The organism is Paenibacillus sp. LPE1-1-1.1 (genome assembly GCF_040676435.1).
GTDB lineage: Bacteria > Bacillota > Bacilli > Paenibacillales > Paenibacillaceae > Pristimantibacillus.
In genome coordinates this window covers 1,508,952-1,521,849 of record NZ_JBEGHY010000001.1, presented here as the reverse complement: position 1 = coordinate 1,521,849, position 12,898 = coordinate 1,508,952, and the positions used below count along the sequence as shown (strand labels likewise).

Sequence of the window (12,898 nt, the reverse complement as noted above, 5' to 3'; positions counted from 1 at the left end):
CAACTAGGATTAAAAGGAATTAATACATTCAATTGTTTAGGGGAGATTACGATGAAAAAGGCTTTAGCATTGGCGGTTTCGTTGTTTCTAATGGTTGCGATTGTTGCGGCTTGCGGATCAAACAAAAATGATGCAGGAGACGCGGCGAATAACGGCGCAGTGACGAATAACACAGCTGGCGACAAAGCGGAGAAGAAAAAAATCGCGCTTGTGCTGCCTGAAAAAATCGGCGTAAACAAGTTTTTCGTATTGATGGATGAAGGCTTCAAAAAAGCGGGCGAAGAATTCGGCGCTGAAGTAAAAACAATCGAATCTACTGACCCTGCCGGTTTCGAACAGAACCTTCGCGCAACCGTTGCCGAAGATTATGATCTGATCATTACCGCAACATTCCAAGCAGAGGATGCACTGAAGAAGGTTGCCGCTGAAAACCCGGACAAGCCATTCGCAGTCATTGATACCGTCGTAGATCTTCCCAACGTGCGCAGCGTTAACTTCCGCGAGCATGAAGCTGCTTATCTGATGGGCGCGCTTGCCGGTCTTTCCACTAAAACGAATATCGTAGGCGCTGTTGTTGCAGTTGACGCGCCGCTGCTTAGCAAATATACTTCGGGCTTTGAGCAAGGCTTGAAAAGCACGAATCCAGATGCGCAATTCCTAGTTAACTACGTAGGCAGCTTCGCGGATCCTGTTAAAGGTAAAGAGCTTGCTTTGCTTCAACAGTCCAAAGGCGCTGACTATATCGCAGGCATGGCGGCAGTTGGCGACAACGGCGTATTCGAAGCAGCGAAAGAAAAAGGCTTCTTTACTTCTGGCCAAGATACAGACCGTACCGAAGAAGATCCAGAGCATATCGTTCTCTCGCAATTGAAGGGTACGGACGCTGTAGCTTACGAAACGGTAAAAAGCTTCGTAGAAGGAAGCTTCGCATACGGCGTTGCGGACTACGGCTTGAAAGAAGACGGCGTAGGCCTTACATTCGTAACAAGAGATAGCAAATCTGCGCTGAGCCCGTTCATCGGCCAAGAAAACGTAGATAAAGTAAAAGTGATTGCCGAAGATATTAAATCTGGTAAAATCGTAGTAGTTAACCCGTTAGCTCAATAGAATAACAAGCCGGCTGCTACCCATGCAGCCGGTTTGCTTGTTGCTTAGAAGCTTCCTCCTTTAAGGAGGAAGTGGTTTTTTTTGTTTATACGGTACGGCATGGAACGGGGAGGAGCATTAGTATGTTGCTGCAAATGGACAGCATAACGAAATCATATGGGAGCGTAACCGCAAATAGCAATGTTCAGTTTTCGCTGCAAAGAGGAGAAATTCATGCTTTGGTCGGTGAAAACGGTGCTGGAAAAACAACTCTGATGCGCATATTGTACGGAATGGAAAGTCCGACAAGCGGTGAAATCCTATTGGATGGAAAACCGGTTTCGTTTGCCAGTCCAGCTGATGCGATCAAGCATAAAATAGGCATGGTCCACCAGCATTTCATGCTGTTTCCGACATTTACGATTGCCGAAAACATAGTCATTGGCCGCGAGCCCTCCAAGGGAGTAGGATTTGACCGAAAGGCGGCTGCCGCTGAAACGGATCGGATAGGCAGGCTTTACGGCATGCCGGTAGATCCGTGGAAGAAGGTTGCGGATTGCTCGCTTGGCATGCAGCAGCGCGTAGAGATCTTGAAGGTGCTTTACCAAGGCGCGGAAGTCATTATTTTGGACGAGCCGACCGGCGTTTTGACCCCACTTGAAGTAAAGGAGCTGCTCATTGCGATAAAAGGATTAGCCGCCCAGGGGAAAAGCTTTATTCTGATCAGCCACAAGCTGCAGGAAATCATGGAGGTTGCCGACCGGGTTACCGTTCTGCGGGACGGCAAGGTTACCGGAACGGTCGACGCTAAAAATACAAACGCGGAAGAGCTGTCACGGCTGATGGTTGGCCGGGATTTGATACATATATCGCGCAATGAGGCCAGCAGGGGCAAGAAGGTGCTGGAGGTTATGAACGTTTCAATGAATGGTTTGAAAACAAAGCCGCTGCTGAGCAATGTGAGCCTGCATGTAGATGAAGGCGAGATTGTCGGCATCGCGGGTATTTCAGGCAACGGCCAATCGGAGCTCATTCAAACGATAGCCGGCCTCATGAGACCGGATGGCGGCGCAATAAAGCTGCTCGGGCAGGACATGACCGGTGCGCCGGTTGGCGCTATCCGTGAACGGGGGCTTGCTCATATTCCGGAGGACCGTTACCAATGGGGCGTTGCAAAGGATGCAACCGTAACGGAAAACGGCTTAATGGGCCATACAGGCAAGCATCAGAAATACGGCATTTTAGACGGTACCGGTATTCGTCAGATGGTGAGTGAATGGGTTTCGCGCTTCGGCATAAAAACAGGCTCGTTAGCTACCAAAGCGCAGTTTTTGTCCGGAGGCAACCTTCAAAAGCTTATCGTTGCAAGGGAGCTTGCCCAGAAAACGCCATTTTTGATTGCGGCCGAGCCTACGCGCGGCGTCGATGTCGGCGCAATGGAAATCATCCATGGAGAGCTTCTCAAAAAGCGCGATGAGAGAGGAGCAATCCTGCTCATTTCCTCCGAATTAACCGAAATATTAAAGCTTTCTGATCGGATTTTGGTGATGTATGAGGGGCAAATCGTAGGTGAGCTTGATGCGGATTCGGCTACCGAGGAGCAAATTAGTTTGTTAATGGCAGGAGGAAAAGCAGTTGGATAAGCTGGTACAAATCGGACGCTCGCTGCTGCAGCCACTTTTGGCGGTTCTTGTCGGCTTGGCAGCCGGCGCCATTGCCATCGTCATTGTCGGAGGCTCCGTTACGGAAACATACGCTGAAATGTGGAAGGGCGCATTCGGCAGTTTTTATTTTTTTACCAATACGCTAAGCCGCGCAACGCCGATCATATTGATTGGGCTTGGCGTTGCGCTTGCCTTCCGGGCCGGATTTTTTAATATGGGCTCGGAAGGACAGATGGTGCTGGGCGCGCTAAGCGCAGCGGTAACGGCCATCTACTTGCCGGGACCCGGCTGGCTCAGGCTTATCGCTGCAATTGCGGCCGGGATTATTTCCGGGGGAATATGGTCGGCATTCGCAGGCTGGCTGGATGCCAGATTCCGAATGAATCTGTTGATAACTACGTTATTGCTTAATTATATCGCGACTTTATTTGCAGGCTACATCGTATCTTATCCATTGAAGGATCGCACTGGTTCGGCCGCGATGGCCCAGACCGTAATGCTCGATCAGAGCGTATGGCTGCCAAAGCTTTTTAAAGGAATGAGTTTGCATGCCGGCTTCATTATTGCTGCACTCGGAGCGATCTTGCTGTTCTTATTTATGCGTTATACAGTCAAAGGTTATGAAATACGCATGCTGGGCGGCAATCCGCTGTTTGCGAGCTATGGCGGCGTTCAGCGCGGGAAAATGATGTTGATCAGCATGTTTGTCAGCGGTGGCTTTGCCGGCCTGGCGGGCTCCGTTGAGGTGTTGGGCACGCAGTACCGTTATTTGGACGGGGCGTTAACCACGCCTGGATATGCCTGGTCCGGGATAATGGCCACGCTGCTTGCTGGATCCCATCCGCTCGGCACTGCCCTTGCCGCGATATTGCTTGCCGCGCTGCAGACAGGCGGCATGGGAATGGAGCGTAACACGGAGGTGCCTCTCGAGGTATCCAGCATCATTCAAGCGGTGCTCATCTTATTCGTATCTGCCAAATTCACTTATTCGTTTATAAAACGCAAGAAGGCGAGGTCATAATATGGATTTTTTATTAGATGCCTCCTTGTTTGCCTCGACGCTTCGCATGGTAACGCCAATCCTGCTAGCGGCACTCGGCGGCGCAATATGCGCGCGTGTCGGTTTGTTTAACGTGGGTCTCGAAGGCCTAGTGCTGATTGGAGCTTTTTCGGCGATCGTGGGCAACCACTTTACGGGGAACGTATTTGCGGCGGTACTGTTTGCGGTGTTATGCTCGCTTTTATTTTCGGTATTGTTTGGGTATATGAGCATACAACTGAAGGCAAATGTCATAGTTGTCGGGATAGCTCTTAACTTTTTGGCTTTAGGACTGACGACTTTCTCCTTGCGCGCCATCTTTGATGTGAAAGGCGCTTACTACAATAAGGATATGGTGGGCCTGCCCAAATGGGATATTCCGGTTCTGAAGGATATTCCATGGCTCGGCGACGTATTGTCCGGCCACTCACCCCTCGTATATTTATCGGTATTGCTTGTAATTGTCCTGCAGCTGTTCTTATTCAAGACGGTAACGGGCTTTCGATTGCTAGCCGCAGGCGAGAATCCGACTGCCGCCAAGAGCCTGGGCATCAAAGTCACGCGGATCCAATACGGGGCGGTGCTGATGTGCGGCGTATTGTGCGGGCTTGCTGGGGCCCAGCTGTCGCTCGGGAACGTTACGATGTTTACGGAAGGCATGACATCCGGACGGGGTTTCATCGCGCTCGTTGCAACGATGCTGGGCCAATCGAATCCAATCGGCGTAGCCGCATCGAGCCTGCTGTTTGGCTTTATGGATGCGCTTAGCATCAGGCTGCAGGGCTTTGCCATGCCGACGCATTTTACGATGATGCTGCCGTATATCGTCACGATCGTTGCTATGTTATTCTTTAAGGACAAAGGTTACATGCAGGAAGCGCGCAAATCGAATGAAAGCTCCCGGTAGAGGGGGACTGCTTATTCGTCATACAAATACATTGCAAATTGAACGGAGGTAAAACGATGCATAAAAAAGCCGATCGTCTCAAAAATGTGAAGGCCATCAGACAAGCAGAGGTTGCGCCGGAGATTGCCCACCGCGTGCCCCCAGGCCAAACGGTCACGGAACGGTTTCCTATCCTGCATGAAGGGGACGTGCCTGACTATGATTTGAACAGCTGGTCGCTTCGTGTATTTGGCGAGGTAGAAGAGGAGCGCACTTTCAGCTTCGAGGAGCTGCTTGCGCTTCCGCAAACGAAGGTCTTATGCGATATTCACTGCGTAACCAGATGGTCGAAGCTGGATACGGAATGGGAAGGCATTACGTTTAAGGATTTGCTGCCCCTGCTTGGCGTGAAGGCGGATGCGAAATACGTCATGATCCATGCAGACGAGGATTATGATACGAATTTACCGCTAGAGGATTTGCTTCACGATAACGTTTTGCTCGCCCACCGCTTTGACGGCGAGCCTCTGACCGATAAGCATGGCTGGCCGATGCGCTTGCTTGTTCCTCATTTGTATTTCTGGAAAAGCGCAAAATGGATCACGGGAATTGAATTTATGAAAGAGGACCGCGAGGGCTTCTGGGAGCGCAACGGCTTCCACAACTATGCAGATCCGTTCCAGGAACAGCGCTTTAGCAGCGATGAGAACGAAATGCCTGAGGATGAATGGATGAAAAAGGAGTTTGATTAAGCAGATGCTACCTATACTACAAGTCAATCCCGAGGATTTGCCGGAATACGCTGTCGTATGCGGAGATCCGCGGCGTGCGGAGCTTATTTCGCAGAAGCTGGAAAATGTAAAGGAACTTGCGTTTGCGCGGGAATACCGCACTTTCGTAGGGGATTACAAAGGCGTACGGCTTGCTGTCGTAAGCCATGGCGTAGGCTCGCCGGGAGCAGCGGTCTGCTTCGAGGAGCTGATTCGCGGCGGCGTAAAAACTCTTATACGCGTCGGTACGGCAGGATCGTATTCGGCGGAGCATCCTGCAGGCAGTCTGGTCGTAAGCACGGCTGCCGTGCGGGCTGAGGGCCTAACGCATCAGCTGGTGCCGGCCGGTTTCCCTGCGGTCGCCGACAGCGAGGTGACAGAAGCGCTCTATGCGTCAGCGCTGGAGAGCGAAGGGATTGTAAAGAAAGGCATTACCGTTACGCTCGACGTGTTCTTCTCCGGCGTTGTGGACATTCCCCATCGTCAATACAAGCAAGCTGGAGCCATTGCCGTTGAGATGGAAATTGCTGCGTTGTATGTCATTGCAACGCTTCGCGGTGCGCGTGCGGGTGCGATCCTGGCATTGGACGGATACGCGGATTCCGATTTGGCCGGCGAATATGATCCGCATACGGATACCGTAGCGAAAGCAGTGGAACGGGAGATCGAAACGGCGCTGCGGGCTGTTGCCAAGCTTGCGGCCGTATAAAAAACTTGTTGCTGGGCAAGGAGGAAACGTCTCGTGGGCAGAACATTGTTTAAACGCGAGTGGCTGGATGGCGATTTGCATCCGCATGTGTCTGCTTATTATTTTAAGCAGTGGTCTGATTACTCGATGACTTTTCACACGCATGACGCTATCGAAATTATGTATGTCATCTCCGGGGCGTGCGTCATCGAGCTTGAAGCGGCTGAAGCGGCGGAAGCTTGCGATATGATGCTCAAAAAAGGTGACTTCGTTATATTAGACGCGAATGTTCCGCACCGGCTCATCGTCGACGAGCGCGGTCCATGCCGTATGCTTAACGTTGAATTTGACTTCCGGATGCGCCATGCGGCGTTTCCCTCTATGCGTCAGCTTGCTTTGGAGGACGAGGATGTGGCTTATTTGTTCACAGCGCCGTCCTCTTATTTGTTTTTGCGCGATGCAAGCGAGGTGTACCAAGTACTGAAGAGCTTGGTGCTGGAGCTGGACAGCATGGGCAAACGCATCAATATGAAAGCGGAGCTTTTGTTCGCTCAACTTCTGCTTGCCATTGCAAGACTGCATAAGGAGTCAGGAACGAAGGGGGTTAACCCTGCGGATCTCTATGTAAAGCAAGCCATTGAATATATGCACCACAACTATGACCGCGATATTCAAGTGAAGGATATTGCGGCGGCTGTCAGCCTGCATCCCGGGTATTTGCACCGTGTTTTTCGGACGCAGCTGGGCAAAACGCTCACAAGTTATTTGACGGAGCTGCGGATGGAAAAAGCGAAAATGCTGCTGATGGAGACGGATATCGCGATTGCGGATATCTGTGATTACGTAGGTGTAGGGAGCAGGCAGTACTTCCATGCGATGTTCAAAAAATATACGAGCCTGACGCCGATTGCTTACCGGAATTCGATGGATACCCATAACTACTCGTAAAATAGTTATTAGCTGTCAGCCTGCTTTGCTGCAAAAGTGATGATTTCTGACACTTGCAAAGACACTTGGTCACTATTTTGATAACGCTTCCGAAATATCGTTGCTAAAATATAGAGGAGATTAAACGAATCTATTAGACGATAATTGGAGGCTGATTGGCATGTCTGCTTTTAAAATTACATTTATAGGCGCGGGCTCGATTGGATTCACGCGCGGCTTGCTGCGGGATCTGCTTGCCGTACCTGAATTCCAAAACATCGAGGTCGCGTTTACCGATATCAATGCGCATAACCTTGAAATGGTTACGGCGCTTTGCCAGCGCGATATCCACGAGAACGGTCTTTCGATCGCGATTCAATCGACGACGGACCGCCGCGAGGCATTGAAGGATGCGAAGTACGTAATTTGTACAATCCGCGTCGGGGGTCTTGAGGCTTTTGCGACAGACGTGGATATTCCCCTCAAATACGGCGTTGACCAGTGCGTAGGCGATACGCTGAGCGCCGGCGGCATCATGTACGGCCAGCGGGGCATTGCCGAGATGATGAACATCTGCCGCGATATTCGCGAGGTAGCTGCGGCGGACGTGCTGCTGCTCAACTACGCAAACCCGATGGCGATGATGACGTGGGCCTGCAATAAATACGGCGGCGTGCGTACCATCGGTTTATGCCACGGGGTACAGGGCGGGCATTGGCAAATTGCCGAGGCTTTTGGCCTTAAGCAGGAAGAAGTCGATATTATTTGCGCGGGTATCAACCACCAAACCTGGTATATCCAAATCAAACACAATGGCGAGGATTTAACAGGCAAGCTGTTGGAAGCATTCGAGAAGCATCCGGACTTTAGCCGTACGGAGAAGGTACGGATCGATATGCTTCGCCGCTTCGGCTATTACAGCACCGAATCAAACGGCCATTTGAGCGAATATGTGCCTTGGTACCGCAAGCGCCCGGAAGAGATTAACGAATGGATCGATATGAGCTCGTGGATTAACGGCGAGACTGGCGGATATTTGCGCGTATGCACGGAAGGACGGAATTGGTTCGAGACGGATTTTCCTAACTGGATGAAGGATCCGGCAAATGAATTCAAAAGCGAGCTTCGCAGTCATGAGCATGGCTCCTATATCATCGAAGGCTTGGAAACGGGACGAGTGTACCGCGGTCATTTTAACGTCGAGAACCAAGGAGTCATCGCTAACCTTCCTAACGATGCTATCATTGAGGCGCCAGGCTACGTGGATCGCAACGGGATCTCCATGCCGACGGTAGGCGAGCTCCCGCTTGGCGCTGCGGCAGTATGCAATGTTAGCATATCCGTTCAGCGCCTTGCGGTTGAAGCGGCCATTCACGGCGACGACAAGCTTCTGCGACAAGCTTTCATGATGGATCCGCTTGTCGGTGCTGTCTGCAATCCGAAGGAAATTTGGCAAATGGTCGATGAAATGCTTGTGGCGCAGGAGCAGTGGCTGCCACAATATACGGATGCAGTCGCGGCAGCAAAGAAGCGTCTAACGGAAGGCCCGCTGCTTCCAACGCGTAATTACGAAGGCGCAGCGCGCGTGAAGGTAAAAACGGTTGAGGAGATGAAGCAGGACCGGGAGGCTGCGAACAAGAATGCAGGCGAATCGGATAAAGGGAAGGAGCGCGTCTAACGCGGCGCGTACTTCAGTTCAATCGGTTCGAGGACGGCGCCGGGCGGACTCCATGCCGGAGGGCCAAACTTTTTGAGGTAGCCCAGCGTGTTCAGGTAGTCTCCCACAGGCTGCTCTTCGTCCATCTTACGGAATATTTCCCAGCAGGCGATGACGTCGTTTAAGGCCCTATGGCCGCCGATGAGCGGGATGCCGTATCGATCCGACATATCCTTGAGGGTATGCGGATAAACATGGCGTGCGCGGCTGATGGTCAACGTATCGATGAAGCTGTTCGAAAAAGACCTGCCCGCGATGCGAAACAGGGAATGATGCAGGAAACCGAGATCGAAGGCGGCATTGTGGGCGATCAGCACGTTGTCCCCGAGCATTCGGTTCAAGATTCGAAATGCGGTATCCTCATCCATGCCGGTTGCCGTCATTTCATCGGTAATGCCGGTCAGCTCGGTAATTTTGGCCGAAAGCTTGCCGTCATATCGGACCAGGGTGCTGAATTCGCTTGCAATTTCGCCGTTCACGCAGCGGATAGCCGCCATTTCTATGACACGGTCTTTCTTTGGATCAAGACCGCTCGTTTCAAAATCGATGACCGTATAAGATTGTGTTGTCATAGCTGTTTCACCACTTTTTCTAGTAATAAGGTAAAGTTCTATATGCTTATTATTCGCTTAAAGTGATGAATAACCTTTTATTTCACACATGAAACAAGAGACTGGCACAAGAAAAGGCCATAAGCCTTTTCTTGTGCCAGTCTCTTTTTTGCATATTTTAAAGGAATGGACACATGCTGAAACCGTGACGTTAGTGGTTGTTGCCTGAAGCGTTGCCTTTTTTATCGGATGTTTTTGTCGTCGTGTTTTTTGTTGCATGACCTTGTTGCTTTGCCATTGTGGAGTCCCTCCTTTACATTACGATAGCTGTAGTTTGTGATTAATGAATCGGTTGCTATTCGAACAAAAGAGGAGAAGGCCGGTGAAAATCCTGCCAATCCGCAAATGGGATTTTTCACCGTAGTATTTGATCCTGTTTACATCCAGTTCTGCTTTCGATGTTCGATAAGATCGATCGCGCCGAGAACAATGTGAGCAGCGCCAAAACCTATTAATGCTACGCCTAGCTGACGGTTTCGTCCAAGCAGCGAAGCTCCAGTCGCCGTAACGGCCGTACCGAGAACGGTAGGGATTAGTCCTTCTTTCATTTCGGTGAACTCCTCTCCGTATTCAAGTATTAGGAAGACAACGCTTTATAGGATTGGCGGAGTGGCGGCTTTTCATGCAGGTAATGTATTGGGTGGTCTTAAGTCCGGAGCAAAATGTATGGGTTTAATGAATTCTGCAAAGGTTTAGAAATAGAGGATGGCTGGGTTAGGAGTGAGTTAGCAAAAAAAGCCGAATTACTTGTTCCAATCAATGGTACGGAACGTATTCGTATTCGCCGATTCATTAGCTTTCAAACATAATAATGCGCTAAGTAATCCGTCTTCAAGCGGCGTTGCGGATTCCTCAAGCCCGTGCAGGACCCTGGTGAAATTAAGGAGCAGCTTCGTGTCCCCCCCGCCATGCCCATCGTAGGCGTTAGCGTCAAGCTGATGGGTTTCCACTCGGGCTTCATGATGCATGAACACCTTCAATTCGCTTGTGTACCAATCAAATTCCAATGTGTCTTTGTAGCCGAGTAAACACGCACCGCGTTTTCCTGCGGCACGTCGGGCGAAGAAATTTTGCGAATAGGACACATGCATCCCGGTATCGGGACAACACCGCACCAGTTTTTACAGCGCATCCGCCACCATGAAGCCACAAAATATTTGCGAGAGACAGATTTGAAGATAGAGCATATTGGCAAGCCGTGGGGTATAAAGACCTGCATCAATTCAGTCTTGTATTCAAGAAGTGGCAAGGGGTTTCACCGAGGATGTACCGGAGGATGTGCAATATCTTATGATGCTGGATGTTCACTGTCTGACTTATATCTAATGTATTGACGTTCCGGTGCTGAGGGGATATAATCGCGTGTATAAACCAGATGTGAGTCAGTATGGACTGACCGTACTCTTAGGAGTAAATTAGGGGGAAGCAATCATAGCGTATAAATTATCACAAATGAACAGAACGGGTATTCCGCCGCTCTTAAAAGGAATGAAGAATGATGAACAGTGGAGAGAGAAGATCACGGAAATTCGGAAAGTCTGGCTGAATTACATTGGCGAGGTGCCTGCTAACGTACCGGTGCGATTGCAATTGATCTCTGAGAGCAAGGAGCCTGGTTATACCCGGCTTCAAGTCGAATACGACACGGTCTACGGGGATCGGATTATCGCTTACGTGCTCGTTCCGAATGTAAGCGATTCCAATACTCCGGTTAAATAGCGATATCCCGCTGTTATTGCCATGCATCCTACCATAGAGCAAGGAAAGGATGACATTGCGCTGTCCACAGGGAGGAAGAATCGCATGTATGCAAACGAGCTGGTCCAGCGCGGATATGTGGTGCTTGTGCCGGATGCGCTGACAGCTGTCGAGCGGGTCTATCCAGGCAAGGCGGCATTCAATAGTGAACCATTTTATGAACAGCATCCAGCATGGTCTACCGTATCCAAAAATATAACAGACCATATTCAAGGCGTTGACGTGCTATGCTCCCTGGATTACGTGAATCCGCTTGCTATAGGAGCAATCGGTCATTCATTCGGGGCATACAATGCTTATTTTCTGGTAGGGATAGATAGCCGGATCAAGGCCGTCGTGTCCAGCTGGGGTTTTAGCCCTTTTACCGGGGATCCGCACCCGGAGCATTGGACATTCCGGAGTTACCCCTATACCCATATTCCCAAAATCTCGGCGGATTTAGCGCAGGATCAGATTCCATTTGATTTTCATGAAATTGTGGCTTTAAGCGCACCTGTGCCTTTCTTTAGCTATGCAGGACAGGAAGATCATATTTTCCCTCATTGGAAATCCATTGGGGAAGGCATGCTGGAGCTTAAGAAGCTTTATCGCTGGTTAGGCAAAGAAAGCCGTTTCCAGTCATGGATCGGAGCAGGCGGGCATGATTTCCCAGAGGAGATACGCATGCTGGCCTATTTATTTTTGGATCGCTGGTTGAGAAATGATCGGGAAAATGAGTCGGAGTATTAATTCGAGGAGGGATAAACATGAAGAAACCGGACATTGTGATGCTGCAAGGTTCAGATTATACAGAGCGAATATTCAAGCCAAGCCAGTTGGAAAAGCTCAAACAGATCGGCAACTTGCGTATTAACCCTAGAGCAGGGAGTCCATCCGTAGAAGAGGCTGCTGAGCTCGTTAAAGATGCGGATATTGTGATTACTTCTTGGGGTTGCCCTTCATTAGATGCAACTATTCTTGCTGGCTGCCCGGATTTAAAATTGATCGCTCATGCGGCCGGTACGGTCAAACCGATACTTAGCCCTGATGTCCTCTCACGGGGAATACGCGTATGCAGTGCGAATGATGCTTTAGCGCAGGGAGTGGCGGAGACGACGCTTGGTTTAACCATTGTATCGCTTAAAAATATATGGCAGCTTGCCCGTAACACACGGGAGGGCGAGTGGGAAAAGCAGCGTGATCTCGTTCGTGAACTCTATGAGGTGACTATTGGGGTCATTGGTGCAGGGTTGTCCGGGGCTCATTTCATTCGTTTGCTGAAGCAATTTGATGTAAAGGTTATGGTTTATGATCCTTTTCTAACGGAAGAAAAGATTAGTAAGATGGGGGCTGTGAAAGTTGAATTGGATCAGCTGCTTATGGAGTCGGATGTTGTCTCCATCCACGCGCCGTCAATAACGGAAACCAATAACCTAATGAATGAACGGACTCTAAAACTCATGAAAGATAATGCGATTCTGATTAATACCGCAAGGGGATCGCTAATTGATGAAGAGGCGCTTGTGACTGAATTACGGAAAGGGCGATTGTGGGCTTGTCTTGATGTGACTCAGCCCGAGCCGCCGGATGTGAACCATCCATTCCGGACATTGCCCAATGTGACCTTGATCCCCCATATTGCAGGAGCTATAAACAATGGTCTTTTCAGGGTTGCAAATTATCTCATAGGTGAAGTAGAGTTGTTTGTACAAGGAAAACAGCTGCGTGGAGAAGTCAATTTATCCAATCTCCATTCGATGGCATAACAACCGC

14 protein-coding genes are annotated in these 12,898 nt (G+C 50.1%); 11 read left to right on the top strand and 3 right to left on the bottom strand.

The genetic code is table 11. The features are described 5' to 3' along the window. Positions 1-51 precede the first annotated feature (51 nt). From MRBLPE1_RS06560 to MRBLPE1_RS06525, 8 genes are all read left to right on the top strand, one after another. Positions 52-1,107 (top strand): BMP family lipoprotein, encoded by a 1,056-nt coding sequence (locus MRBLPE1_RS06560; RefSeq protein WP_364143067.1) that lies wholly within the window; start codon positions 52-54, stop codon positions 1,105-1,107. 122 nt (positions 1,108-1,229) lie between these two features. Next, positions 1,230-2,729 (top strand): ABC transporter ATP-binding protein, encoded by a 1,500-nt coding sequence (locus MRBLPE1_RS06555; RefSeq protein ID WP_364143064.1) that lies wholly within the window; start codon positions 1,230-1,232, stop codon positions 2,727-2,729. Then, a complete protein-coding gene (locus MRBLPE1_RS06550) occupies positions 2,722-3,771 on the top strand; it encodes an ABC transporter permease (protein ID WP_364143061.1) in 1,050 nt (349 codons plus the stop codon). Before MRBLPE1_RS06555 ends, MRBLPE1_RS06550 begins: the two co-directional genes overlap by 8 nt. 1 nt (position 3,772) lies before the next feature. Further along, positions 3,773-4,696 carry an ABC transporter permease gene (locus tag MRBLPE1_RS06545; RefSeq protein WP_364143058.1) on the top strand — a complete coding sequence of 308 codons (924 nt, stop codon included), beginning with the start codon at positions 3,773-3,775 and terminating at the stop codon, positions 4,694-4,696. 56 nt (positions 4,697-4,752) lie between these two features. Further along, positions 4,753-5,427, top strand: a complete 675-nt coding sequence (locus MRBLPE1_RS06540) for a sulfite oxidase-like oxidoreductase (RefSeq protein ID WP_364143055.1) — start codon at positions 4,753-4,755, stop codon at positions 5,425-5,427. 4 nt (positions 5,428-5,431) lie between these two features. Next, the gene (locus MRBLPE1_RS06535; RefSeq protein WP_364143053.1) at positions 5,432-6,154 is read left to right on the top strand and encodes a nucleoside phosphorylase; all 723 of its coding nucleotides are present in this window, start codon (positions 5,432-5,434) and stop codon (positions 6,152-6,154) included. Positions 6,155-6,187: 33 nt separating this feature from the next. After that, positions 6,188-7,081, top strand: a complete 894-nt coding sequence (locus MRBLPE1_RS06530; RefSeq protein WP_364143052.1) for an AraC family transcriptional regulator — start codon at positions 6,188-6,190, stop codon at positions 7,079-7,081. Between the two features lie 160 nt (positions 7,082-7,241). Then, positions 7,242-8,738, top strand: a complete 1,497-nt coding sequence (locus MRBLPE1_RS06525) for an alpha-glucosidase/alpha-galactosidase (protein ID WP_364143049.1) — start codon at positions 7,242-7,244, stop codon at positions 8,736-8,738. Here the strand turns inward: MRBLPE1_RS06525 and MRBLPE1_RS06520 are convergent. The 3 genes from MRBLPE1_RS06520 to MRBLPE1_RS06510 all read right to left on the bottom strand — a co-directional run bounded on the left by MRBLPE1_RS06520 (position 8,735) and on the right by MRBLPE1_RS06510 (position 10,356). After that, positions 8,735-9,349: a 3'-5' exonuclease gene (locus tag MRBLPE1_RS06520; RefSeq protein ID WP_364143046.1), complete on the bottom strand. Its 615-nt coding sequence runs from the start codon at positions 9,347-9,349 to the stop codon at positions 8,735-8,737. The genes MRBLPE1_RS06525 and MRBLPE1_RS06520 overlap by 4 nt on opposite strands. Positions 9,350-9,765: 416 nt before the next feature. Next, entirely contained in the window at positions 9,766-9,936 is a 171-nt protein-coding gene (locus MRBLPE1_RS06515; protein ID WP_364143044.1) for an asparagine synthase, read from the bottom strand. Between the two features lie 195 nt (positions 9,937-10,131). After that, positions 10,132-10,356, bottom strand: coding sequence for a hypothetical protein (locus MRBLPE1_RS06510; protein WP_364143041.1), 225 nt, complete (start codon positions 10,354-10,356; stop codon positions 10,132-10,134). 484 nt (positions 10,357-10,840) lie between these two features. Between MRBLPE1_RS06510 and MRBLPE1_RS06505 the strand changes: the two genes are divergently transcribed. The 3 genes from MRBLPE1_RS06505 to MRBLPE1_RS06495 all read left to right on the top strand — a co-directional run bounded on the left by MRBLPE1_RS06505 (position 10,841) and on the right by MRBLPE1_RS06495 (position 12,891). Then, complete coding sequence (locus MRBLPE1_RS06505) at positions 10,841-11,107, top strand: hypothetical protein (protein ID WP_364143040.1); 267 nt, start codon at positions 10,841-10,843, stop codon at positions 11,105-11,107. A gap of 84 nt (positions 11,108-11,191) precedes the next feature. Further along, positions 11,192-11,875: a dienelactone hydrolase family protein gene (locus tag MRBLPE1_RS06500; RefSeq protein WP_364143037.1), complete on the top strand. Its 684-nt coding sequence runs from the start codon at positions 11,192-11,194 to the stop codon at positions 11,873-11,875. 17 nt (positions 11,876-11,892) lie between these two features. Continuing rightward, entirely contained in the window at positions 11,893-12,891 is a 999-nt protein-coding gene (locus tag MRBLPE1_RS06495; protein ID WP_364143034.1) for a hydroxyacid dehydrogenase, read from the top strand. Positions 12,892-12,898 lie beyond the last annotated feature (7 nt).